Genomic DNA, 22,326 nt, shown 5'->3' with positions numbered 1-22,326 from the left:
GCCGCTGGCGACGAACTGTTTTTGACCTGCCCTGCACAGACCTAGTCGATGGATCAGCGTTTCGACCATGTCGGCGACCACGAACTCGATGCAGCGACAAAACGTGAGCTTCGGGCGGTGACAGACGGCTTCTTTGAGCGGCCGCTCGAAAAGGCCGAACAGTTCGACTGGGAGGAATTCAAGCGCAACGAGGCGTTCAAGGCGATCATGATGCCGTCGCCGTTGTTTTGGGTGCTTGCGAACTTCGAGCGGAGCTTCACCCAAAAGCTCGGCCAGCAGATGTACGAGGCCTTCGGTCGGGCGGTCGCGGAGACAAATGAGGCGGTCGGCCCGGCGGCAACACAGCACGCCTGTACTGGCCTCCAACTCAGCCACGCAGCCGAAAACCGCATCGAGACGATCATCGCCGAGTTGGCCGACGGTAATCGGGAGCCTGACTGGCAACAGGAGCAGGCTGAGATTCGTGACGTTGCCACCGACGACACCGCACTCAAATCGATCGGGAAGATCACCTGGGATCTGTGGGTTGAGGACTTCGAAAACGGGCGACCGCTTGCGGCGGAGATCAAGACGCCGAAACCGAACCGCGATCAGACGATGGAGTCGAAACGCCAGATGCTGAAGACCGTCGCGGCCTACAGCCACCGTGAGGAGCCCACCCCGATCTGTCGGTACGTGTTTCCGTTTAATCCCTACGGCAGTCTGGCAGACTACGAGTGGTGGCCGCCACAGGCGTTTTTCGACGTGAAAGCAAGCGATGGGATGTTGATCGCCGAGGATTTCTGGGACGCGCTTGGCGGCCCGGGCACGATGGACGGCCTGTTCAACTTCCTCTTAGAGGAATCCGAGGACAACATCGAGAAGCTACAGGCCCTCGCTGGCGACAAGACGCTGTAGTCCCGGGAGGCTAAATACGGCCGTCTGTAACACCGCATACGATATGCACGCCGTCGATCTGTTCTGTGGGGCCGGAGGCTTTAGCGCGGGACTCGAAGCGGCCGGCATCGAGGTTGAGTACGGCGTCGATATCGCCGACGACGCGCTGGCGACCTTCGAGGCCAACCACGCGGCGACCGCGATCTCCCACGACCTCAGCGACGGCCTGCCTGCTGAAATCCACGACGAGGATGTCGACATTGTCTTTGGCAGTCCACCCTGCAAGGGATTTAGCGACGCCCGCGGCGAGCGCAGTCTCGACGACGAGCGAAACCAACTCGTGTTTTCCTTCATCCAGGCGGTCGAACAGCTCCAGCCGCGGTATGTGCTGATGGAGAACGTCGCCGGGATGACGACGATCAGCGACGCCTTTCTCGACGCCATCGAAGCAGAATACGACGCTGCCGGCTACACGGTTGACTGGGAGACGCTGAACGCCGCCGATTTCGGGGTGCCACAGACCCGCGAGCGGGTGATCTACTGCGGCGTCCGAAACGACCTCTCAGCCGAGCCATCCCTGCCCGAGGGCCCCTACACCGAACACAGCGACGGCCAACAGACACTCACCGGCGAGCCGGTACAAAGCTGGACGACCGTTGCCGACGCGCTTGCGGACTTGCCGGAACCAACCGAGACCGGCGAGGTTGACCTGCCGTCGCTGTCCGAGTTCCCTGACAACACGTATCTCCGCTTGATCCGCGATGGGGTCGACAAGACGTGGAATCACGTCGCCAAGGAGCCCGCAAGCGACGAGGATACCCAACACATCGTCGCCGCGTTGAACCCCGGAGAGATGTACCGCTCCAGTCGGTTTGGCGACCGCTACCGGCAGGTCTGGGAGCTGCTCGCCCATCGGTTCAGCGACACCGAGCAGGCCGCGCTTGAATTCATCGCCCGCCATCGCTCCCGGAAGGATTTCCGCATGAGCGGGAAGTCAGTTGGGGCGGTTCCAGATGACCTCATCGCCGACCATCTCGACGCCGACGACGCGGCGGTGCAGTCGGCACTAACCCGGCTCCACGACGACGGCTGGCTCCGAACCGACGAGGACGGCGACACCCTCGGCTACGATCTCAACACGAAATCTGGCATTCGGCCGCGATACATGCGGCTCGATCCCGACGGGCAGTCGAATACGATCCTGACGACCGATTTTGTGCCGCGCGATAAGCTCCACCCGACGGAAAACCGCGGGCTGTCGCTCCGTGAAGGGGCTCGTATCCAGAGCTTTCCGGACAGCTTCGAGTTTCAGGGCTCATTTGACGATATCGCCACGCAGATCGGCAACGCTGTCCCGCCACTGTTGGCACAGCATCTCGGTTCGCATCTCCAGGGGCTCGCCGAGTCGGACAGCGAAGCGACCGTTGTCGACTGATTCTTTCTGGTCGTCGGTTGCCACCGGGTGAAAAGACACGTAACTTCCATACCCGCGTAGCGCGAACCGCAGGCATGGTCGAAGTCCCGCAAACCGACGAAGGCTGGTATATGCTGCATGACTTCCGGCAGATCGATTGGGACGCCTGGCGAAACGCTCCTGAGCAGGAACGCGAGCGGGCGGCCCGCGCCGGGCGTGAGTATCTGGCGAGCCACGAGTCGGCCGCCGACAGCCCCGACGGCGAGGGCACCTCGGCAGTGTTCTCGATTATCGGCCACAAGGCCGACCTCATGATCGTCCATCTCCGCCCGACGCTGGATCTGCTTTCGCAGGCCGAACGCCAGTTCGAAGGCACCGCACTCGCCGAATTCACGACCCAACCGAACTCCTACGTGTCGGTCACAGAAGTGTCGGGCTATGTCTCCGATGACTACTTCGAAGGCGGCGAGATCAACGAGGGCCTTCGGCAGTATATCGAAGGGAAGCTCAAACCCGAGATCCCTGACGACGAGTACGTCTGTTTCTACCCGATGAGCAAGCGTCGCGGCGAGGAGCACAACTGGTACACCCTCCCCTTCGAGGAGCGCGCCGAGATGATGAGCGGCCACGGCGCGACCGGCAAGCAGTACGCCGGCGACATCGACCAGATCATCGCCTCCTCGATCGGCTTCGACGACCACGAGTGGGGGGTGACGCTGTTCGCCGCCGATCCCGTCAAGATCAAAGATATCGTCTACGAGATGCGGTTCGACGAGGCGACCTCGAAGTACGGCGAGTTCCCCGGCTTCTACATCGGCCGGCGGTTCCCGCCCGAGGATCTGTTGGCGTATCTCAACGGCGAGGCGGTGCCGACCGCCGAACACGACGACCATGGTGGTCACCATCACGGCGAGGGTCATGGTCAGGGCCACGGCGACGGCCACCACCACGGCGACAGCAACGGTAGCCACCACGGCGATGCTGGCGGTCACCACGGTGACGACGACGGCCATCACGACGACAGCGGCCACCACGAGGGCGAGGGTCATCACGATAGCGACGCTCACCACGATGGCGATGACGACGACGCTGATGACGAGGAGATCCGCGGCCAACTCGCGGACATGGATATCTACGCCGGCCAACCCCACGGCGAGGACGTGTACGCGACTGTGCTGTACTCGGAGGCCGACACCGACGAGCTCTTCGAGGAGGTCGAGGGGCTCCGCGGCAACTTCGAACACTATGGAACTCACGTCAAAACCGCGGTCTACGAGGCCGCCGACCGCGATCGCAGCGCGGTCGTCTCGATCTGGGATACCGCCAGCGCGGCCGACACCGCCGCCGGCTTCCTCTCGGAGCTGCCCGGCATCGTCGAACGCGCCGGCGAGGAATCCGGCTTCGGGACGATGGGGATGTTCTACACCGTCAAACCCGACTCCCGAGAGGACTTTGTCGACAAATTCGAGACCGTCGGCGGCGTCCTCGCCGATATGGACGGCCACCTCGAAACGGATCTCATGGTCAACGAGGAGGACGAAAACGACATGTTCATCGCCAGCCAGTGGGAGTCCCAGGAGGACGCGATGGGCTTCTTCCGCTCGGATGATTTCCAAAATACTGTCGAGTGGGGTCGAGACGTGCTTGCCGACCGTCCGCGACACGTTTTCCTCGCGTAAGCCACGGAACTATCGCTGCTCGTCTTCGAAGCGTTTTGATGCGACGGTCGCCCAGGGGTACCATGGCCGATCTAACCGCCCACCACGTTGGTATCACCGTCAGCGACCTCGATGCCGCAACCGAATTTTATCAATCCGTCTTCGACTGTGAGGTCATCGCGGAGTTCAGCGTCGACGGCGACGCCTTCGCCACCGGTGTCGACATCCCCAACGCGAGCGCGGAGTTCGTCCACCTCGACCTTGGCTCGGTGCGGCTCGAACTCGTCGCCTACGAGCCGGCCGGTGACGACCGCCCTCCGGCCGACCTCAACGACGCCGGGGCGACACATCTCGGTATCGAGGTCGACGATGTCGACGAGTTTTACGAGTCGCTACCGGCGTCAGTCGAGACGCTGAGCCCGCCGCAGACGACCGCGACGGGGACGAAAATCTGCTTCCTGCGTGACCCTGCTGGCACGCTGATCGAGGTGCTCAACCCGAACGCCGATTCGGCCTGATCTTAGGCGAGGGCGTACGGCCAGGCGGTCGTGCTGATCGCCAGCAGCGCGAGGGCCGCGCCGGTCATGGCGACGTTTTTCAGGAAGTTGATCATCTCACCCTGTTTCTGCTCTTCGGGCACCGCCCAGAAGTTGTGCATCACAGGTGTCGTGGCGACGAGGAAGACGACCAGCGCGCCGGCCGCCAGCGTCGGGAGGACGCCCGCGGCGACGCCGAGGCCGCCGAACAGCAGGATCCCGCCGGTGACAGGCACCGCAAGCCCGGGTGCGGGAACGCCTTTCGCGCCGGCGTACCCCGCCATCGATTCGGCATCGAGGAAGTGGTTCAGCCCGTTGAACGCGAGGACGCCGCCGAACAGCAAGCGACCAAGCAAAAACAGCTCGCCGGTGAGGGCACCGTCGAAGCCGGCCTGCAGTGGGAGCGTCGATACGAGAAGTTCGGATACCGTTGTCGGTAACATTTTGCAAGCAACTGTACGACCGCAACTGATATATCGTTTCCCGGACACCCCAGCAACCAGCTAACCCCTGTGTTACCGGCGCGTTCGAGCCGGGGTGACACAGCGTCGATCTCAGCCGGATCGGCGGAACGATTTTAGATGGTGGCCGTCTGTATACACCTAATGTCCCAGCAGCCAACGACCGCCGACGCCGGTGGGGATGCCTGTTCGGTCGTTGAGGCCATCGAACAGGTCGGTTCGCCGTGGCGACTCGTGATCCTTCATGACCTCCAGGAGGGCGAAAAGCGGTTCAACGAGCTCAAACGCTCGACGGACGCCAACTCCCGGACGCTGTCCCGCGTGCTCGATGATCTCCAGGAGACGGGCTTCGTTGAGCGGCGGCTCGAAGAGGACGCGCCGGTGGCGAGCTACTACAGCCTGACAGCCAAGGGTCGGTCGCTGTGTCCCGTCTTCGATGAGATCGAGTCGTGGGCCGATGACTGGCTGGCCGAGGACACGGTTGAGGCATCGACCAGCGACTAGCTGGCGTCGTTGCCGACGATCGTGTGATCGGTGAATCGAGCAAGAACTGTGTGCTAATTCTGCCGTCGGCGACCTACTCTGATTCCTGCTCGGCTGTCGACACCGCGCGTGCCTCGTCGTCGACAGTCACGGCCACATCGCTTGGGTCGTGGGTAAGCGACACCGGATGGGTGGTGTGACGGGCGTGCGTTTCGGCCCACCGCCGAGCCGGCTCCTCGTCGAGATACTGCTCGGTCGCCGGACAGCGATCGCAGTCGGCGACCCACGGGGTTACGTCGTCGGGGAAATGACCCGTGTGGCGTTTGTGATCGAGCGCGAACTGTTCGAAGGCTTGGTTGCCGGCATACAACGAGTCAAGCTCGTATTCGAGAGCCCACGTGCGGTCGCACTGGCTACACGTGACCGTTGGCGTGTTGTCGGCGGGTGTACCGTCCGTCTCCGCGACCGGATCCGGCCGATCGGCTGGCGGGTTCGACACGTATCGCTTCTTGTGGGCGATCTATTTGTATCTACCGAGGCCAGCTGTGGTGCTCGCCGGCGGCTCACAGCGCGCGGCCACCGCGAGCAGCCAACGATCGGGAAACCGCAACCGCAAAACCCGATCGCCGCGAGTGCTCGCGTAATGCCGGATCTGCTGACCCACGCGTTGGTCGCCTACACGCTTGCGGTGGGGTTGTCCCTCCGGTATCGCTGGCTGACGCCGCCGTACGTGACCGTCGCCATGATGGGCGCGTTCACCCCGGATCTGACGAAGATCCGACTCCTGGTTCCGTCGTGGCAGATGGAGGCATGGCTGGGGGTGCCCTTCGAGTGGGGCGCGCTCCACACCGTTGGCGGCACGCTGGTGTCGGTGCTGATCGGCGTCGCCGTCGTCCGACACACCGATCGTCGGCGCGTGTTCGGTCTGCTCGCCGTGGGTGCGGGCTCACATCTCGCGCTCGACTCGCTGTTGGCGTTTCCGGCCGGTCGCATGAAGTTCGTGCTGTGGCCGCTGACGACCTATCGACCCGTTTTCGATGGGCTGTTTCTGTCGACCGATCGCTGGCCCGTTGTTGTCGCCGCGGCTCTTGCGGCGTCGGCGTGGTATCTGCGGTATCATCGACCCGATACTGACGCGTAGGAATTACTCAACCGGCTCGAAGCGAGACTCCTCGGCCAGCTGGTCGGCGACGATCCGCCGCCCCTTCTCGACGTGGAGATCTCGACCGCGGAGATGCCAGTAGGCCGTGAGTGCCGAGTACGCCGCCCGCTCGTGGTGGGCGGTCACGAGATAGCCATCCCCGTCGTCGCGCTCGAAGACCGTCACGTGGGTTTGCCACGTTCGCAACTGGAGTTCGAGCACGCCGAGCAGCCCCGAACAGACCGGGCCGCCGACATCGACCCAGCTGCTAACCTCCCGCCGCCCATCGGGCAGCTCCTTGTGTGACGCTAGGAGCCCGAAGTGATACCCCTCCTCGCGGAGCGTCGCCTCAAGATCGTCCAGCGAGCCGTGCCAGACCCCGACGGCCTCAGCCTCGGGGCGGATCGTGTAGGTGGTATAGAAGCCGCGATCGTTGGCAACGCGTTCGGCGTGTGGCAACAGGCTTCGAACCCAGCGAAAACAGTAGCTGTCGACGAGTTCCTCGCCCGGTTTGAAGACGGCTCCGATCGCGCCGAGCACGGCAACGACCGGCGCGAGGATCGTCACTGGCTCCTCGGGGTCGACGGTGTCGAGGGCGGTCGTCGTCACCACGATGTTGCGGGCTGAGGCGACCGCCGTGGCGACCGCCCGGAGGCTGACGGTCACGAGCGCGCCGAAGATCATCGGCCGATCACCAGCCGGCGGCGCGGCTGGGCCGGCTTGGCCTCGGCGAGCACTACAGCGCGGGTGACCATGCGCATATCCTCTCTCGTCTCGGGACGTACATTAAGTGTTGTTCACTGTGTCGCCGCGTGAAGCACTCAGATCGACGGCGAGACCCGCTGGCGATCCTCGACGGCGACGGGCTCGCCGCGATAGATCGCCTCCAGATCGTCGATCGTCCGATCGACCGAAAACCGCTCGACGGCCGCCCGTGTTTGGCGATCGCTGGTGAGACAGTCCTCGATCGCCGCCCGCATCTCGTCGAGATCGCCATACTCGAAGCGCGAACCGTTGTCCGGGCCGATCGTCTCTCGGAACGGCTGGACGTTGGCGGCGGCGACCGGTGTGCCGCAGGCGTTAGCCTCCAGCGTCGACAGCCCCAGCGTGTCGCAGGTCGAGGCTGTCACGAACACATCCAGCGAACTGTAGAAGGTCGGCAGCTGCTCCCGCGGGAGGAAATCACGGAACTCGACGTTGTCGGTGGCCTGCTGTTCGAGCTTCGGTCGTGCCGGCCCCTCGCCGACCAACACGTACCGGTAGTCGGGCGTCTCGGCGGCGACCCGAAGGATCTCGTCGATATTTTTCTTTGTTGTCATCCGCCCGCTGTAGCCGACGATCGGCCGGGAATCGGTAAACAGCGACTCGGATTGTGGGGTAAACGTGTCTAATTCGATGCCAACCGGGAGCTTCTGGTGGTCGACATCGCGTCTTATCTTTGCGGTTGAGGCGGTGACACAGTCAAACGATCGGAGGAATCGGGTCTCGTAGGCGACGTAGCCTTGGCCGACGACCTGTGCGAGCCCGTCGAATTTGAGCGCGCGGATCAGATATTCCTCGATCGGGGTATGGTGGGTGTAGACGGAACGAAGATCGTGTTTTGCCGCATACCGCCGGCCCAACAGCCCTGTTGTCGCCGGGCCGTGACAGTGGACGACATCAAGATCGGGCAGCGTCGACAGCCGCCGACCGATCGGCAGCCGGTACGGCGCGTAGAAGGGGTTCGGCAGCGACGGTACCGGGTACTCGTTTGGCCCCGGCTCGTGGCTGCTGTCGGGGTAGATGATCGAGACCTCGTGGCCGCGGGCTTCCAGCCGCTCGCGCCAGGTCTTGATCGTGTAGGTGACGCCATCGATCCCCGGAAAATAGCTGTCCGTAAAAAAGCCGATATGCATAGCGCGTTATCTGCGTTTTATTGTCATCGGGTTTCAATCTGCCGGCATCTTGCGGTATCCCCGCTGATCGACCGTGATAGACGGCGATTCGGGTCGATCGGTGATGGTGGGTGGTCGGCGGTATCGGCTCGCTGTCGACAGTGGACTCCGGCTCACGTTGGGTCGTCGACGCCGGCCAACACCGTGTCGACAAACCCGGGCGCGCCGTTGTCGTAGTCGGGTGCGACATCGCTGTCAACGTACTCCTCAACGCGATCGATCACGCGGTCGACGGTCGTTGCCATCGAGATCCCGGGCAGATGCTTGGCCTCGGCGCGTTCGGCGAGAGCCTTCTGAAACGGCAGGAACGGATAGATCACACACGGCGTACCGGCGACGACCGTGTCTGCGATCGACGAAAAGCCGGTACAGACGACCACGTCGGCGGCGGCGGTGTACGGCGTCATCGTCGGTTTGGTCTCCCAGTCGTCGTCGCCGACGGTGCGCACGTCGTACCCCTTCGCTTCCAGTCGCTCCCGGAGCTCCCCAAAGTGGTCGCCGTGGCTGCCGGGATTGAGGAGTACGTCGTACGGTTCGACCGCCTCCTCGGGGTCGCCCTCCTGTGCCAGCGGCCCGACGCGGGTCGTCCCCTCCGGTGCGGGATCATCCGGCCACAGCGAGGTGACGATAATGCCCTCGGCAAACCGGAGAGAGACCTGATTGTAGAACGCCAGCGGCGGCCCCCAAACCGCCCCAAAGAGATCGGTTGTCAGGTGGTCGATCCGGTAGAAGTCGATCCCGAGGCGCGCGGCGGCGAGGCCGGCAAACACGTCGTCGGTGATCAACACGTCGGGATCTTCCTCGCGGAGCCACGCGGTGACCTCCCGTAGTCGTCGCACCGAGGAGGGAACCAGATCAAACAGCGTGTGTTCGAGGAACGCTCGCGGCGTGTTTCCTTCGACGGTGACAGTCGTGAGATCCGGCTGGTCGAAGCCGTTGAGATCGACGAACCGCTCGCCGGGGCCGCCGCCGCCGATCGCCACCTCGATCCCCCGCGACCGGAACTCCTTGGCGACCGGGATGCTCCGGGCTGCGTGGCCCGCGCCGTCACACCAGTAGACGATTGCGACCTTTTCGATCATTCGCTGGCTGTGTCAACCCACTCCGCCCATATAAGCCGCCCGTGAGAGTCCACGCCATCCGTCGTCGTCGACACCAACTGTGGCGACCACGATCCTGGATCCGAGTTACTAATTACCCGCTGGCCGTAGCCGGGCGTATGACCGAGATCACGGGGCCGAAGAATGTCGTCTTCCTCGTGTTGGACTCCCTGCGGAAGGATCGGCTCTCCGTCTACAACGATGAGATCGAGTTTACCGACTCCCTCCAAGCACTCGCCGACGACGCGGTCGTCTTCGACGATGCCGTCACCCAAGCCCCGTGGACGCTGCCCTCGCATGCCTCGATGTTCACCGGGCTGTACCCGTGGGAACACGGGACGACCCACGCCCGGAGCTACTTCGACGGGGGCCACGAGACGTTTCTCTCGGAGTTCGTCGACGCCGGCTACGACACCGCCGCGATCACCTCGAACATCTGGATCACCCCACACAAGGGGATGACCGACGACTTCGAGTACGTCGAAAACTTCCTCGGTACCGCCGACAACACCATCAGCCAACGCCTCTCGAAGCTCTCGACGAAGCTCTATGACTCCCTTGGGACGCTCCCGAAACGCGTGATCGGCCGGCAACTCGACCGAGCCTTCCGGCTGTTCGGCGTCGACGACTCCTGTAAATCAGAGGAAACCGTCGCGGCGGTCGAATCCTATCTCGACGCCCACCCCGCCGACGAGCCGTTTTTCTGCTACGTCAATCTGATGGAGCCCCACGAGCCCTACCACCCGCCGGCCGAGTACCTCGACAAACACGGTGTCGGCGACACCGCCGACATCCCCCAGCGACAGAAGGACATGTTCACGATGGACGCTCCCGACTTCGACGCGCTCCGGCGGATCTACGATGCCTCTGTCGACTATACTGACGACCTGGTGGGGCGAATCACCGACAGCCTCGCGGCCAACGGCGTCGCCGACGACACCGTCGTCGTCGTGCTCTCGGATCACGGCCAAGCCCTCGGCGAGGACGACGGCTTGTTCGGCCACCAGTTCACGACGATCGATCCTGTCATCGACACCGCTCTCTTCGTCGCCCATCCCGATCTCGACGGCGGCCGCCGAACCGAGCCGTTCGAACTCCGGCGGCTCCACGATCTCGTCCCCTACTACGCCGGCCTCGAACCGAAACCCGAGGCCATCTTCGCCGACACCGTTCGCGGTGGCTGTCAGTTCCCCGAAAACTTCACCGGCTACATCCCGGGCGAGGGGTGGGACGACTACTACCGCAAACGCCGGTATCTCATCCGCGATGGGACGACCGTGCGAAAATCCGTCGACGAGAACGGGAACGCGCGGTACCGGGCGGTCGACCGCGAAACGGGCGAGGCTGTGGCCCTCACCGACGAGCTGCGTGCGGCGATCGACGACATCGACGACGGTACCGCTGTCGACGCCGGGGCGGACGACCAGCCGACCGATGCGGCCGATGACGACGCCGACGAGGAGATCCAACAGCGACTCGAAGCGTTGGGCTACCGGTGATCGTCCGTCTGATCTAAGTGGCTCGCCTGTTTTGCCCAACCCAGCAAATGAGTGTTGTTGCCCTCCAGCCCACCACGCCTGCTGTCGGTTCGAGCGGAGGCGGTGGCTGACTCATGTCGATCCCCGGACGCACCGACTGGTCGTGGCAGGAGCTCGGCTGGTATGCCGTTGCGATCCTGTTGTTTGCCGGCCTGCTGTATTTCGCCGACACCCGTGAGTTTCTGCGCGCGCTCGGCCGTGTCGACCGCTCGACGTTCGCCATCGCCGTCGCTGTTGGGCTCTCCTCGCTGTTCGTCTGGGCGTGGGTCTGGCACCGGTTTTTCGGCCAGCTGGGGATCACAGCCACCGCCACGAAAACGGTTCGGCTGTTTTTCAGCGGCCACTTTCTGAACTCGGTGACGCCGCTCGGCCAGTTCGGCGGCGAGCCGGTGATGGCCTACATCATCGCGGATACGACCGACACCGAATACGAGGGCGCGCTGGCGGCGGTCGTCTCCTCGGATATGGTGAACGCGGTGCCGTTTTTCACCTTCACGATCGGCGGGGTTGCCTACCTCTATCTGTTCGGCTCCTTGCAGGGGTTTCTGTTCGATGTCGGCTGGATCGCCCTCCTGATCCTGCTTGTCGGCGGCGGGATCGCCTACCTCCTGTGGTCGCCTGATGGGACGCTTGGTCGGGCGGCAACAGGACTGCTCACGACGCTGGAACGCCGGGTGAGTTGGGGTGAGGGTGTCCTCCAGTCGCTGCAAGATCGGGTGCGCCGAACCGAGGCCCTCTTCGAGCGGGCCGGCCGGGATCGCGTGTTTCTGCTGACGACCATCGCCGGCTCACATCTGGCGATCGTCGCCCAGATCGTCTCGCTGTACGTCGTCTTCCTTGCCATGGGGCTTGAGCCAACCTTTGTCCCGCTGTATTTCATCGTCAACCTCTCGACGATCGCCACGCTGTCGCCGACCCCTGGCGGTAGCGGCACCTACGAGGCCGCCTTTTCGTGGCTGATGACGCTGTTTTACTCGGTCGACCTGGCGACGGCGTTGACGGCGGCGGTGTTGTTCCGGCTGACGACCTACTGGCCGGGGTTGCTCGTCGGTTTTCTCACGCTGGTGACGCTCGATCGGCAGGGCGACACCGAGCCGCCAGAGAACACCGAGTTGTAGCCGAAATTCTGCCCTACCTGAGCAAACAACAATCAGATCGGCGATATTGGTAGTGGTTGGCGTGCAAGATGGAGGGCGCGTCTCTCGCACCGAATCCGCCAGAGAGAGGTGTTGAAACGGCCAGCACAGAAGAGCAGCGTTGCAAAGACAGCAGGAACGCTGTCTCATCAAGCGTACTATGAGAGGCCATCATCGAAGATCGGCTCCGGGCTACGCGTCTCTTCGGTCGCGTCACAGACGCGGATGCGACCGTCGGAGCTCACGAACACGTTCCAGCGATCCATCCGCAATCCTAACAGGAGCTCATCATCCGCAGCCTCACCTGAGTTTGTCAGCAGTGTGGTGAGCGCGTCAAGGTCAATAGACCCGTACAGCGACGGAAGTTCGGTCGGCGCAACTCCTTCGGCCTCGGCAACTGCATCAACAAGTGCTTCTGTGAGTGTCCGCCCGCCCTCTCGCTCGTAGAACGTCTCACTCACCACGGAACAACTTCGGTACAACGCCAATTCTGGTTCTCGTTTCATGGCAACTAATACCATTCTCATTAATATATATTTGTCGTGATTATTTGGGTGAAAATATTGTTTCAGGACTGCTGACTATTTGATTGGAAGTGCCGCAGGTCAGTGGGTGGATGACCAATTCAGAGATTGACCGAGTATCCCAGTCGTGTACTGCACTCAATCTCTGTATCGGTCAGTCGGCTATCTATCAACTACTGTATGGGTTGCCTCGCCAACTGCTGAATAGAACGCGCACATCTATCAGACGGTGGAAGATAATTAGTCCACCGAGATAGGATGGTTGCGTATGAAACGGCGCGCCCTCCTATCCACCGCGCTTGGCACCACCATTGTCACATTCGGCTGTCTCGGCGTCGGTAGGGGACAGGATGGAGAAGGAACGACCGTCGAAATCATCCCCCGCAACCATACTGATCAGGAGGTCTCCTTGCAGGTCGCTGTCTATGCGATGGATGGTAGCCTGCTGCTCGACCACACGTATGTATTGCCGGGGGGACAGGGCGACGAGTCAAAGGGCGTTGAAAATCGCGTTGACCATCTTGTAGTCTCGATAGATGGTGGAAGCAAGCGGCGACATGAATATGCCCCCAACACAATCAACTGTTCACGAGATGGTGAAGACGTTCAGATTCTCGTTGAGTCAGACGGAATCTCATTCGCTTACTCGTGTTAGATTCATACTCCAGTACCTCAAACTATGTTTCTTGGTGAACTCATAGGATGAAATAAACGCTGAAATATCACTGGAGGTAATTCTATTGAAGCCTGTTATCTGGTTAGCTCACTTTGTGTCGTCGTCGTATTTGTCAGCGTCTGGCAACCCGGTGGGAACAATATTGTCGAAAACACATTTCAAGAATAACCGGTTTCGTTCCTCTTCTGAAAGACCATCTGGCTGTTCGACCTGATAGCCACACTTCCAAAGGATGTAGACCAGAACGGCAGGCGGAACGCCAAAAACAGTCGGGTCAACCACGATTTAGGAAGACATGAGTTCGCGCTCTTCGTCGGTCGGCTCGGGCGCGTCGGTACCGGCTTCAAGCGAAAACTCCCGCATCGCGGTGACCTCACGGTGGAGTTCTTCGTTCGGCCGGTCAATGGTGTCGAAGGCGGCCTCGATATCTCCGTCGCGTGCGTGGCGGACGAAGGCGACGGGATCTTCGGATGCCCCAAGCAGGCCGAAAAGGTTGGCGACGGCCTGAAATGCGGCCGGCGTACGTCCGAAGTGATCTGTGAGGCTCATATACAGGCGTAGGGATAGTACAGGCATAAAATTTGCTCCCAGAGGGGGAGTATGAAGAGACCGATGCGGCTCCATGGTAATCAATGCTCAGTCGCACACAACGCTGGCTATTCTTCCCCCTCAAGCAGTCGTTTCAGAACCACACCTTCGAGTTGACGTAATAGCTGGCCGATCTCGTCATCACTATTGAGTTCGAAGGTGTTCTCTTCGCCATCAACGGCCTCAATGATACCTAATTCCGAGAGGCGTTGGGTCTGACTCCGTGCAACACTCGGTTTAGTATCGCTGAGTCTTGCGATATCGTCTGTTGACAACCGGCGCGAAGCATTTCTGGTGAACGCCTCGATCACGCGAATGCGACTCACCGAACTGATAGGGATCAGCAGAGATGCTCATAGTTCCTCGCGTCTAGCGGCTTTCTCGTATATCGTTTTCTCGTGGGGATCTCCGAACATCAGTGCTGATCCCTATGAATAGGATTCTTAGCGGAAAGTCATCTGAGAATCGGCCTTCCGCATGCTCCTTCAAGACAGATACCACTGTTTCGCTGTCGTTCCGCAGAGCCGAAGCCGAACCTCGTTGGGCCGATTACAGCCAGTCCACAAAGGCGTCGTCCTCGCGGCTCCGCTGGATGTACTCGCGTTGCATCCCCTCGATCGCGGCTGTGAGATCGTCGCCGTTGGCGAGTCGGTCTCGAACCTGCTGTTTCTTCCACCCGCTCGGCGTCGCCTCCGCTGACACGCGGGCTTCGATCGGGTCGAGATAGTCGTCGATGGCGTCGCTCGATACCCCGCTGATACCGAGGCCATGGCGGGCGTATTCGAACAGCTCATCGAAGATGGCGTCGCTGTCGGTCGTTCGCTCGCCGTCGGCGGTCACCCACGCCAGCTCGGCGTCGATCCCGTCGGCCGCGGCGTTGTAGAAGCTCTCCTCGGCATCGTCCCACGGCAGCGTCGACAGCGGGTGGTCGGCGGCGACGAGCCCGCGAATCACGCCGGCGACGAGGGCCTGTATCCCAACGATGTCGGTGACCGTCGGCTGGGTCGGGATCGGGCGGTACTCGATGCGCAGCGAGTGAGTGTCGTTGTCGTCGTCGATGTGGTCGCCGCCGACCACACAGCGCAGCCACCGCCAGTAGGTGCCGCGTTTGTGGGTGAACTCCCAGAGGCGATCGGCCAGCGTCTCGCGGTCGTCGTCGGCGACCCACTCCCGGAGGAACGGCGCGTAGGGGTCGTCGGCGACGACGCGGTCGACGACATCGGTCGTTGTGTCGATATCTCGCGGCACCCGGACTTTCGCGTGATCGGTCTGGTTGACCGACTGCTCGAAGACCGCGATCCGGAGCTCGTGTGGTGTCTCGTCGACGACCGCCTCCGGATCGGCCACGTCGTAAAACTCAGCCGGCATGAACGGCGAGTTCGTCGCTAAGGCAAGGACGGGCCCGAGCGTCCGAATCGCGGTGTTGTAGTAGTCCGGAAAGTCATCGGCCGAGGGGATCTGCAGGTGTGGCTGGATCGACGTTGCCAACGACTCGAAAAGGATCGACGGGAACGCGGTCTCGACACCGGGAACCGAAAACCCGATCTCGCCGCCGGCATGGCGGATTGCGTCGTTGTCGATGGCGACGTAGCGGGGATACTGTCGCATGTTGTCGGCGAAAACGACGCCGTCGCGGTCGGTGGTCGCCGAGAGGTAGTCGGCCGCGCCCTCGCTTGGCGGCAGCGTCCACATCGCATCAAGGACAATTTCGCGGTCGTGGTCGGCGGTGGCCGCCCGCGCCGCCGCGGTTCGCTCCCGTATCTCGTCGGCCTGGGCGGCGAGGCCAGCGTCGCCAAGTAGCGTCGGGTCGGTGTTGATCTCGACGTTGTGCAAGCCGAGTTCCTTGTTCGCCGTCGATTCCTCGAATACGGCTTCCGGGAGGCGAGCGAGCCGCGGGTCGGTGGCATCGTCGGCGACCGCTGTGCCGCCGGTCGCGGCCTGTCCGCCGTCGCTGACCGCCGTCGCTGAGTCGGCGGTCGTGTCGCCGTCGGCGTCGTCGCTGGCAGCGTCGCCGGCGGTCACCGCGTAGGCTTCCAGTTCGAGGCCGACCGCGAAATCGGCGTTGTCCAGCCGGCCCGCCTCGATGGCGTCTCGGAGCCAGTCGGCCTGATCGGCGAGCCGGTCGCCGAACGTTGCTGCTGTCTCGGTGCTGAGCGATCGCTGGACGAGATCAGCGGTGCGGGCCTGCTCGTCGGTCATCGCCTGTCGCTCCCGCCGCCGATCGGCACGCTGTGGTTGGGTGGTCGCTGCGAGACGGGCGTCATTGGGTACTATCGCAAGCGAACGGCGGGTCACGGCATAATTCTTGCTGCACGGCTGTGTCGGCTGGCCGGCGGTCGCAGCGTTGCCTGCGGGGATCGTCCTGCGGGGCTGACCACCTCTGAATATCTGTGTCGCCGTTTTGCGGGGTGGGGGTGTGTCACTCCGGGATCGTGACCCGGCGTTCCGACTCCATCGGCGTCGGGATGTCGTCGATGAACTGTTTGATCATCGTCTCTTCGGCCCGGTGGAGCGTCTCGCTGCAGGTTGATTTCGCAATGCCAGCTTTCTCGGCCAGCTCGGTCAGCGAGCAGTCTCGCGGTGTGTCGTAGTAGCCGAGCTCGATGGCTTTCAACACCAGCTCCTGTTGTCTTTCCGAGAGCAGCTGGGTCGTGTGCAGCCGCTCCTGAATGTACTCGATACTGAACGTCAGATCGAAGTTGCGAAGCTGTGAGGCAAGCTCCGACAGCCGTTCGTGAGAGCCGGTTACATCAACAGTTGCTTTCCCGTCGGTGATCTCAACCGGGAACTCGATCGGCATCCCGGAGGCCTGTGCGGACAGATGCAGGAGTGGCGGACTAACGGTCTCGACCTGGACGGTTACCTCCTGTTCGGTCTGTTGGATCACCGAGCTTTCGGTGATCTCCTCGTGATCGGCGATGGATCCGATCAGATCGTCCGGCTCCGTCGTCTGGAGTTTGAGCAGGGCAAACGCCGCACCCGAATCCGGCACGGCGGTCATGATCTTGAAGACGGCGTCAGGGTGGTGCCGTGAGACATCGCCGATCCAGATCTGTTCCGGCAGCGTCACGGTCAGGCGAGCTTGTGTCATAGATCATCGCTCCTGGTGTGTGATCGATCCTCGCTTCCGGTGTGTCATCGGAGCCAGTCGGTGTTGCTGCACACGAACAGATTCGGCTCTCCGGTGAATATCGATGGTGCCGAACATGTTCGGCTTTCGCTCCGCCTCTGACGCCGGTGTCAACGATGTGTTGGCAATGATGTGTCCGCAACGACCGCCGGCGAAGGGGCGTCATCTTTTCGGGCGCGGTCGGCGAGTCGACCCGCCACCAGTTCGTCGATACCGAAACCCGCGGTGATCACCAGCTCTACGTCGTCAGGTCGTCGATTAGATCCCGCGAACGGTCTCGATGAGGCCGATCGATTCGAGTGTGATCCACACCACAAACAGGAGATACAACGCGAGAAAGCCGTAGGCTTCGAGATCCGTGAGTTCGAGATCAGTCCGGGCAAAGACGAGAAAGATGAGCGTAGCGAGGCCGAGAAACCCCATCGTCGGCACCGCCGCGAGAAAGTTGATCGTCGCCGACCCCGCCAGCAGGACGCCGACAGGGATGGCGACGAGGAGGTTGAAGATGTTGCTACCGAGAACGTTCGTGAGGCTGGTGATGCTGTCGTCGTCCTGGGCGGCGGTAACGCTGACGAAGGCATCCGGTAAGCTCGTCGCCGCCGCGATGACAGTCAGCCCCCACAGAAAGCTCGGTGTTCCGAAGAGGTCGCCAAGCGAGAGAGCGGCGCGGACAAGTCCCTCGACGCCGACAGCGATCACGAGCAGGGCGACTGTCAGCCGCAGCACCGCTTTCCGTGGGTCGATGCTGAAGTCTTCGCCGACGTGGTCGCTGGCATCCTGCTGGTGGAGAAAGAGATAGGTGAGGTAGGTCGCAAGCGGCAACACCATCAGCGACGGCGTCAGGATCGCGGCCGTGTTCGTCCCGCCCGGGATGTACGTCGCGCCGAGCGCGAAAACAACGAAGATCATCAGCACGCTGATGACGTAAAACTGGGTGTCGCGGTGGACAAGATTCCGCGTCGATCCCAGCCTCTCGCTGGCGAACGCCGAAAGTGCCGGAATGACGAGGATGTTGAAGATGGCACTGCCGACGATCGCGCCGACGCCGAGAGCGAACTCGCCGTGAACGACCGTGCTGATGACGACCGAGCTGATCTCCGGGAAGCTGGAGCCGACGGCGACGACGACCGCGCCGTGGACGGCGACCGGCAGCCCGTAATGTTTGCTGAGCCGGCCGGCGGCCCGCTCGAAGTGTTGGCTCCCGATCCAGATGACAGCGGTGGCGACAACGATAAGCAGCAGTGAGCCGACGAGACCGACCATCTATCGATGCTTTGCGGCACACGGTGAAAGGGTTACGCCATGATCGATATAGGCCGAACGTCCTCAGAGGAGAGGTATTCGGTTCTCGGTGTTGTCGGCGAGGTGGCTGTCCGCACACATCGCCGGCGGATACTACGGACGGACAGTCCGAACCAGCCAGGTTTCGGGATTCTGTTGTTTCACCGCAAACTCGTCGAGCGATCCGACCTCCTCACTTATCTCAACGAGATGTGACTGCAACGGCGAGGGGTCTCGATCGCTGATCACATGCAGCGTTTCGCCTGACTCGGCCGCAGCGAAGTGGCTCTCGATCGTCTCGTATCGGGTTTCGGCATCCATGCCCCTGAGGTCTATGGCCTCCGGCGGTGTGTCAACCGACCAGATCTCCTCGTACCGATCCGAGACCGCCTCACCCAGCTCCCGCAACGAATCCGGCAACGCCTCGTCGGCGACTGTTGGGAACGCCTGGAACTGTTCGTCGAACGGGAGCTCGGCCAACACGGGTCTGTGTAGTGCATCGATCGGATCACGCTCGCTGAATAGGTCGTGAGTTTCCCCACAGCTATCGCAGACGAACTCGCCCATGTTCGACACCACACCAAGCACCGGGACATCGTTTTCCTCAAACAGCTGTAGCGATCGATGCGTATCCGACACAGCGGCCTGAAACGGTGTCGTGACGAAGACAACCCCATCGATCGGTACCGCCTCCAAGGTCGTCAGCGCGATATCCCCTGTTCCGGGTGGGAGATCGATGACGATCGTCTCCGGATCGTCCCACCGGGTGTCATCGAAGAGCTCCGACAGCGCGTCGTGTGCCATCGCCCCACGCCACGCCAAGGGGGCTGAATCGGACATCAACCCGACACTCATCACCTCAATGCCTCGTTTTTCGACCGGGATCGGATCCCCGTCGGCGTCGGAGTGAACCGGCCCGCTTACCTCCAGTAGCTCCGGGATATTGGGGCCGTGAATGTCGGCATCGAAGAGCCCGACCGACTCCCCGGCCGCGGCCAGCGACCGCGCGATTCCGGTTGCCACAGTCGATTTACCAACCCCGCCTTTGGCACTTGCGACAGCGATAACACGATCCGCGGTGCCCATTCCGGCTGTACGGCCGTCTGTGTCGGGCTGAGAGGGAACCTGTTGCACGTGCGCACGGTCGACGCCCGCCACCTCCGAGGCCGCTTTGACAAGCGTGGCTGTCACTGATTCTGCCTCCTGTGGGGGGAAATCCCCCAGATCGGCCTCGATGATGACGGTTCCATCCCGCGTGTGGATGTTTTCTATCAACCCGGCCTCGAAGACGGAGACATCCGCCTCCGGATCACGAACGGATCGGAGTTTGGCCTCAACATCGTTCTGTACCGTCTCGTCGCTTGGAGCGTTTGCTGACATTAGAAATCAGGTTTCTTGTTCAGTCGGTTTTTGGTTGGATCGCCGCCGGTCGCACCCTCCGTCCCGCCGGTGAACTGCCGCCGGAACGCGCCGGGATCCTCCTCGATCGACCGAGCGGCGGTCGATCTGACAACTTTCGGCTCGGAGTCGTCGTTGGCTATCTCGCGGAGCCGCGTCTCAACGTCGTCACCGGGGATCCCCGCAAGCAGATGTGCTGCCCACTCTCTGACACGCTCGCTGTCGTCATGTGTTTGATCCAGGAGAACCTCCTTCATCTCGGTTCCACGAAGCTTGAACAGCGAGACGGCGGCGTTTCGGCGCACGGCATGATGGTCATCCGCAAGCGATGCCTCGATCGCCGTCGCGTGCTGTTGTCTGTCGATCTTATCAAGCGCGATCAACGCCTCGGAACGAACCCACGGGTTCGGATCTGACAGCGTCTCGACGGCGGCATCCCCGGCGCGTTCGCCACCCAGCTCACCGAGTGATTCGACCGAGAACTGTCTGACATCGCTGTCCTCGTCAGCCAACCCGATCTCGATGAGCGCGTCGAGAATGGTCTCTGCCCGCGTTTCTTCGCCCAAGGCGAGTGCGGCTCGACGCCGCTTGACGAGATCATCTGATCTGAGCCCGGTGATCTTTTCTGCCGCTTCCGTCCCAACAAGCGGGGCGATATCGGTCGCTTGTAGTTCCCGTGGCGTTGCCTCCCCGATCGTGATATCCCGGCTTACCTCGATATCTTCTAACCCTTCGGACTCCGCGCCGAAGCCGGGGCTTTCCTCGGGGTGAACACGGGGATCGGTCGGCCCATCAGTTGCCTCATCGGGGTCTCTCATGGGTACTCACCTCCCGTGCCACCGCGTCTCGACAGAGCACCAGCGTGAGCCCGACCACAAGGGCGGCCCCATCGGTCGGTGTTGTCGGAACGCCTGTGAACAAACACAGCAGACAGCCAGCGACCGGGAGCACGGCACGGCTCCGGACGCCCGACACGAGGGCGGCCACCCCACCAGCAGCGGCGACCGCCACGACCAAGACGGGCTGATTCGTGATCGAGAAACCGACAAGCAGCGTTGCACCGGCCGCAAACGGGGCTGAGACACCCGCCGCAAGCAGGCCGCCCGCAACGAGGAGCCCCACCGACCCGGAGAGCCGGTCGACCGGCATCTCAACGGCAAGCAGTGCAACCGCAAACAGCGTGGCACCGACGCCGATCGCATGCGTTCCATCGGGGGTGAGCCCAACCCGTCCGCCCAACGAAATCGCCATCCCGAGCAGGGCACTCCCGACAAGCGGTACTCGTCGGTAGGACGCGGTAGGCTGTGTGCTGGCCCCAAGTAAGGCGACGGTTCCACCGGCGATGCTCCCGATGATCGCCGGCAATCCCGCTGCCGGCGAAACTGAACCCAGAAGCGCAAACGCAGCGATAAATAGCAGCCCCACCTTCGTCACCGAGTCATCCACGGTGAACGCGATCGCGCCGGCGGCCACAGCCAGACTAACCGGTGTCACAACCGAAATCGCCGTGTCGACGATGGCGGGCCAAGCGAGCGGTTCGAACGGGAGGTTTCCTGCGATCGTGAGCAGCGTCTGTACGAGCACCGCGCTGGCAGCGACGACCGCGGCTCCCGCGACGACCGAGCCCTGTTGGGTGCGTACCCGATCTACAACCGAGTGATCGTACAGGTCGGTTCGGGTCGTCGGTTCGTTACTCATCGACCGACACCTCCCTCTCCCGGATGGTTTGATCCTCCCTCTCGGGTAGCTGGATTCTCGATCTCCCGGGCTGCCAACTCCTCGACATCGGCCGTCGAGAACCGAGCAAGGAAGTCTGCCGCCCGCCCGAAGAGTCCGGTTCCAGATTCGGCACCAACAGCATCAGCCAAGCCGGCAGCAAACCCCCGGAGATGCCGGTCGTGGAAATCGATCCGTGCGGCGGAAACCCCCGGATCAACAGCCGCCTCACGCCGACACAGATAGCTCATGAACTCCAGCTCTAATCTGAGGTGGTCGTGGTTGCGTCGCACCTCCGAGTCGACCTCACAGCCGAAAAACTCGTAGGCGCGAGCCAGATCCACGTTGACATCGTTCCAGGAGCGTTCCGCCCGGTAATCGGATTCGTACAGCGACACCGGTGGCCCCTGATTGTTCATCGTCCCATCGGTCTTGTCGACGACCTCGGAGTAGCCGATCACGAACAGATCGTTGAACCTGGCCGAAAGCGTTTCATGCTCCTCAGACACGGTGAGATCCGGCGGCTCGACCGACAGCGTCGTCTGCTCAAGCAGTTCCCGACACTCCGCGGTCACCGTCCCGTCAGCGAGCAGCTCATAGAGCTCATCGTCGGGATCGGTGAACAGCCGGCTACAGAGCCCGTACAGTGCCCCTCGGGCACTCGGCTCCGGTGCGACCCCGTCAGGCAAGGTTGCTGGCCGGTAGGTGAGGATCTCAGGCGACTCAGCAGCCATCG

At 62.4% G+C, this 22,326-nt stretch carries 24 protein-coding genes; 9 read left to right on the top strand and 15 right to left on the bottom strand.

What is annotated here, in order from left to right; all coding sequences use genetic code 11:
- Nucleotides 1-48 precede the first annotated feature (48 nt).
- The 4 genes from EWF95_RS06405 (at nt 49) to EWF95_RS06390 (ending at nt 4,466) form a co-directional block, all read left to right on the top strand.
- A complete protein-coding gene (locus EWF95_RS06405; RefSeq protein ID WP_142443250.1) occupies nt 49-897 on the top strand; it encodes a TdeIII family type II restriction endonuclease in 849 nt (282 codons plus the stop codon).
- 43 nt (nt 898-940) lie between these two features.
- Nucleotides 941-2,311: a DNA cytosine methyltransferase gene (locus EWF95_RS06400; RefSeq protein WP_142443249.1), complete on the top strand. Its 1,371-nt coding sequence runs from the start codon at nt 941-943 to the stop codon at nt 2,309-2,311.
- A gap of 74 nt (nt 2,312-2,385) precedes the next feature.
- The gene (locus EWF95_RS06395) at nt 2,386-3,969 is read left to right on the top strand and encodes a heme-binding protein (RefSeq protein ID WP_142443248.1); all 1,584 of its coding nucleotides are present in this window, start codon (nt 2,386-2,388) and stop codon (nt 3,967-3,969) included.
- 62 nt (nt 3,970-4,031) lie between these two features.
- Nucleotides 4,032-4,466 carry a VOC family protein gene (locus EWF95_RS06390; protein WP_142443247.1) on the top strand — a complete coding sequence of 145 codons (435 nt, stop codon included), beginning with the start codon at nt 4,032-4,034 and terminating at the stop codon, nt 4,464-4,466.
- A 2-nt stretch (nt 4,467-4,468) separates the two neighbouring features.
- On the opposite strand, the gene EWF95_RS06385 is transcribed toward EWF95_RS06390, so the two are convergent.
- The gene (locus EWF95_RS06385) at nt 4,469-4,927 is read right to left on the bottom strand and encodes a DoxX family protein (protein WP_142443246.1); all 459 of its coding nucleotides are present in this window, start codon (nt 4,925-4,927) and stop codon (nt 4,469-4,471) included.
- 162 nt (nt 4,928-5,089) lie between these two features.
- On the opposite strand from EWF95_RS06385, the gene EWF95_RS06380 reads away from it, so the two are divergent.
- Nucleotides 5,090-5,449, top strand: a complete 360-nt coding sequence (locus EWF95_RS06380; protein WP_142443245.1) for a winged helix-turn-helix transcriptional regulator — start codon at nt 5,090-5,092, stop codon at nt 5,447-5,449.
- A 73-nt stretch (nt 5,450-5,522) separates the two neighbouring features.
- Here EWF95_RS06380 and EWF95_RS06375 read toward each other — a convergent pair whose 3' ends face one another.
- The gene (locus EWF95_RS06375; protein WP_142443244.1) at nt 5,523-5,927 is read right to left on the bottom strand and encodes a hypothetical protein; all 405 of its coding nucleotides are present in this window, start codon (nt 5,925-5,927) and stop codon (nt 5,523-5,525) included.
- A gap of 144 nt (nt 5,928-6,071) precedes the next feature.
- Between EWF95_RS06375 and EWF95_RS06370 the strand changes: the two genes are divergently transcribed.
- Nucleotides 6,072-6,569 (top strand): metal-dependent hydrolase, encoded by a 498-nt coding sequence (locus EWF95_RS06370; protein ID WP_142443243.1) that lies wholly within the window; start codon nt 6,072-6,074, stop codon nt 6,567-6,569.
- A gap of 3 nt (nt 6,570-6,572) precedes the next feature.
- Here the strand turns inward: EWF95_RS06370 and EWF95_RS06365 are convergent, their stop codons facing one another.
- The 3 genes from EWF95_RS06365 to EWF95_RS06355 form a co-directional block, all read right to left on the bottom strand.
- Nucleotides 6,573-7,253, bottom strand: a complete 681-nt coding sequence (locus EWF95_RS06365; protein WP_142443242.1) for a hypothetical protein — start codon at nt 7,251-7,253, stop codon at nt 6,573-6,575.
- Between the two features lie 137 nt (nt 7,254-7,390).
- A complete protein-coding gene (locus EWF95_RS06360; protein ID WP_142443241.1) occupies nt 7,391-8,464 on the bottom strand; it encodes a glycosyltransferase in 1,074 nt (357 codons plus the stop codon).
- 152 nt (nt 8,465-8,616) lie between these two features.
- A complete protein-coding gene (locus tag EWF95_RS06355; RefSeq protein WP_142443240.1) occupies nt 8,617-9,585 on the bottom strand; it encodes a glycosyltransferase in 969 nt (322 codons plus the stop codon).
- Between the two features lie 137 nt (nt 9,586-9,722).
- Between EWF95_RS06355 and EWF95_RS06350 the strand changes: the two genes are divergently transcribed.
- On the top strand, nt 9,723-11,102 hold the full coding sequence (locus tag EWF95_RS06350; RefSeq protein WP_142443239.1) for a sulfatase: 1,380 nt from the start codon (nt 9,723-9,725) through the stop codon (nt 11,100-11,102).
- Between the two features lie 113 nt (nt 11,103-11,215).
- Nucleotides 11,216-12,259, top strand: coding sequence for a lysylphosphatidylglycerol synthase transmembrane domain-containing protein (locus tag EWF95_RS06345; RefSeq protein WP_142443238.1), 1,044 nt, complete (start codon nt 11,216-11,218; stop codon nt 12,257-12,259).
- 176 nt (nt 12,260-12,435) lie between these two features.
- On the opposite strand, the gene EWF95_RS06340 is transcribed toward EWF95_RS06345, so the two are convergent.
- A complete protein-coding gene (locus tag EWF95_RS06340) occupies nt 12,436-12,783 on the bottom strand; it encodes a HalOD1 output domain-containing protein (RefSeq protein ID WP_142443237.1) in 348 nt (115 codons plus the stop codon).
- Between the two features lie 286 nt (nt 12,784-13,069).
- Here EWF95_RS06340 and EWF95_RS06335 point away from each other — a divergent pair, with 286 nt between their 5' ends.
- Nucleotides 13,070-13,456 carry a hypothetical protein gene (locus tag EWF95_RS06335; protein ID WP_142443236.1) on the top strand — a complete coding sequence of 129 codons (387 nt, stop codon included), beginning with the start codon at nt 13,070-13,072 and terminating at the stop codon, nt 13,454-13,456.
- Between the two features lie 306 nt (nt 13,457-13,762).
- Here the strand turns inward: EWF95_RS06335 and EWF95_RS06330 are convergent, their stop codons facing one another.
- The 9 genes from EWF95_RS06330 to EWF95_RS06290 all read right to left on the bottom strand — a co-directional run bounded on the left by EWF95_RS06330 (nt 13,763) and on the right by EWF95_RS06290 (nt 22,324).
- The gene (locus tag EWF95_RS06330; protein ID WP_142443235.1) at nt 13,763-14,026 is read right to left on the bottom strand and encodes a hypothetical protein; all 264 of its coding nucleotides are present in this window, start codon (nt 14,024-14,026) and stop codon (nt 13,763-13,765) included.
- Nucleotides 14,027-14,133: 107 nt separating this feature from the next.
- Nucleotides 14,134-14,391, bottom strand: coding sequence for an Rrf2 family transcriptional regulator (locus tag EWF95_RS06325; protein ID WP_185911725.1), 258 nt, complete (start codon nt 14,389-14,391; stop codon nt 14,134-14,136).
- Between the two features lie 223 nt (nt 14,392-14,614).
- Nucleotides 14,615-16,264: a hypothetical protein gene (locus tag EWF95_RS06320; protein WP_142443233.1), complete on the bottom strand. Its 1,650-nt coding sequence runs from the start codon at nt 16,262-16,264 to the stop codon at nt 14,615-14,617.
- 220 nt (nt 16,265-16,484) lie between these two features.
- On the bottom strand, nt 16,485-17,156 hold the full coding sequence (locus EWF95_RS06315) for a helix-turn-helix domain-containing protein (protein WP_142443232.1): 672 nt from the start codon (nt 17,154-17,156) through the stop codon (nt 16,485-16,487).
- Between the two features lie 297 nt (nt 17,157-17,453).
- Nucleotides 17,454-18,458, bottom strand: a complete 1,005-nt coding sequence (locus EWF95_RS06310) for a sodium:calcium antiporter (RefSeq protein WP_142443231.1) — start codon at nt 18,456-18,458, stop codon at nt 17,454-17,456.
- Between the two features lie 132 nt (nt 18,459-18,590).
- A complete protein-coding gene (locus EWF95_RS06305; protein WP_142443230.1) occupies nt 18,591-19,856 on the bottom strand; it encodes a P-loop NTPase in 1,266 nt (421 codons plus the stop codon).
- Nucleotides 19,856-20,692 (bottom strand): HEAT repeat domain-containing protein, encoded by an 837-nt coding sequence (locus tag EWF95_RS06300; RefSeq protein ID WP_142443229.1) that lies wholly within the window; start codon nt 20,690-20,692, stop codon nt 19,856-19,858. Before EWF95_RS06300 ends, EWF95_RS06305 begins: the two co-directional genes overlap by 1 nt.
- Nucleotides 20,676-21,572, bottom strand: a complete 897-nt coding sequence (locus EWF95_RS06295) for a hypothetical protein (RefSeq protein WP_142443228.1) — start codon at nt 21,570-21,572, stop codon at nt 20,676-20,678. Before EWF95_RS06295 ends, EWF95_RS06300 begins: the two co-directional genes overlap by 17 nt.
- Nucleotides 21,569-22,324 carry a molecular chaperone TorD family protein gene (locus EWF95_RS06290; RefSeq protein WP_142443227.1) on the bottom strand — a complete coding sequence of 252 codons (756 nt, stop codon included), beginning with the start codon at nt 22,322-22,324 and terminating at the stop codon, nt 21,569-21,571. Before EWF95_RS06290 ends, EWF95_RS06295 begins: the two co-directional genes overlap by 4 nt.
- Between the last annotated feature and the right edge of the window lie 2 nt (nt 22,325-22,326).

The sequence above is a fragment of the Halonotius roseus genome (assembly GCF_006861655.1).
Lineage (GTDB): Archaea > Halobacteriota > Halobacteria > Halobacteriales > Haloferacaceae > Halonotius > Halonotius roseus.
Note: the sequence above shows the minus strand (reverse complement) of the source record. Positions and strands in the feature narration are given on the sequence as shown.

Excerpts from the sequence above, each read along its gene's own strand:
- EWF95_RS06405 (WP_142443250.1), top strand. The coding sequence starts at position 49 with ATGGATCAGCGTTTCGACCATGTCGGCGACCACGAACTCGATGCAGCG.
- EWF95_RS06395 (WP_142443248.1), top strand. The coding sequence starts at position 2,386 with ATGGTCGAAGTCCCGCAAACCGACGAAGGCTGGTATATGCTGCATGAC.
- EWF95_RS06295 (WP_142443228.1), bottom strand. The coding sequence starts at position 21,572 with ATGAGTAACGAACCGACGACCCGAACCGACCTGTACGATCACTCGGTT.
- EWF95_RS06290 (WP_142443227.1), bottom strand. The coding sequence starts at position 22,324 with ATGGCTGCTGAGTCGCCTGAGATCCTCACCTACCGGCCAGCAACCTTG.
- EWF95_RS06400 (WP_142443249.1), top strand. The coding sequence starts at position 941 with ATGCACGCCGTCGATCTGTTCTGTGGGGCCGGAGGCTTTAGCGCGGGA.
- EWF95_RS06370 (WP_142443243.1), top strand. The coding sequence starts at position 6,072 with ATGCCGGATCTGCTGACCCACGCGTTGGTCGCCTACACGCTTGCGGTG.
- EWF95_RS06365 (WP_142443242.1), bottom strand. The coding sequence starts at position 7,253 with ATGATCTTCGGCGCGCTCGTGACCGTCAGCCTCCGGGCGGTCGCCACG.
- EWF95_RS06360 (WP_142443241.1), bottom strand. The coding sequence starts at position 8,464 with ATGCATATCGGCTTTTTTACGGACAGCTATTTTCCGGGGATCGATGGC.
- EWF95_RS06315 (WP_142443232.1), bottom strand. The coding sequence starts at position 17,156 with ATGACACAAGCTCGCCTGACCGTGACGCTGCCGGAACAGATCTGGATC.
- EWF95_RS06350 (WP_142443239.1), top strand. The coding sequence starts at position 9,723 with ATGACCGAGATCACGGGGCCGAAGAATGTCGTCTTCCTCGTGTTGGAC.
- EWF95_RS06390 (WP_142443247.1), top strand. The coding sequence starts at position 4,032 with ATGGCCGATCTAACCGCCCACCACGTTGGTATCACCGTCAGCGACCTC.
- EWF95_RS06335 (WP_142443236.1), top strand. The coding sequence starts at position 13,070 with ATGAAACGGCGCGCCCTCCTATCCACCGCGCTTGGCACCACCATTGTC.
- EWF95_RS06330 (WP_142443235.1), bottom strand. The coding sequence starts at position 14,026 with ATGAGCCTCACAGATCACTTCGGACGTACGCCGGCCGCATTTCAGGCC.
- EWF95_RS06310 (WP_142443231.1), bottom strand. The coding sequence starts at position 18,458 with ATGGTCGGTCTCGTCGGCTCACTGCTGCTTATCGTTGTCGCCACCGCT.
- EWF95_RS06320 (WP_142443233.1), bottom strand. The coding sequence starts at position 16,264 with ATGACCGACGAGCAGGCCCGCACCGCTGATCTCGTCCAGCGATCGCTC.
- EWF95_RS06300 (WP_142443229.1), bottom strand. The coding sequence starts at position 20,692 with ATGAGAGACCCCGATGAGGCAACTGATGGGCCGACCGATCCCCGTGTT.
- EWF95_RS06305 (WP_142443230.1), bottom strand. The coding sequence starts at position 19,856 with ATGTCAGCAAACGCTCCAAGCGACGAGACGGTACAGAACGATGTTGAG.
- EWF95_RS06385 (WP_142443246.1), bottom strand. The coding sequence starts at position 4,927 with ATGTTACCGACAACGGTATCCGAACTTCTCGTATCGACGCTCCCACTG.
- EWF95_RS06345 (WP_142443238.1), top strand. The coding sequence starts at position 11,216 with ATGTCGATCCCCGGACGCACCGACTGGTCGTGGCAGGAGCTCGGCTGG.
- EWF95_RS06380 (WP_142443245.1), top strand. The coding sequence starts at position 5,090 with ATGTCCCAGCAGCCAACGACCGCCGACGCCGGTGGGGATGCCTGTTCG.
- EWF95_RS06340 (WP_142443237.1), bottom strand. The coding sequence starts at position 12,783 with ATGAAACGAGAACCAGAATTGGCGTTGTACCGAAGTTGTTCCGTGGTG.
- EWF95_RS06355 (WP_142443240.1), bottom strand. The coding sequence starts at position 9,585 with ATGATCGAAAAGGTCGCAATCGTCTACTGGTGTGACGGCGCGGGCCAC.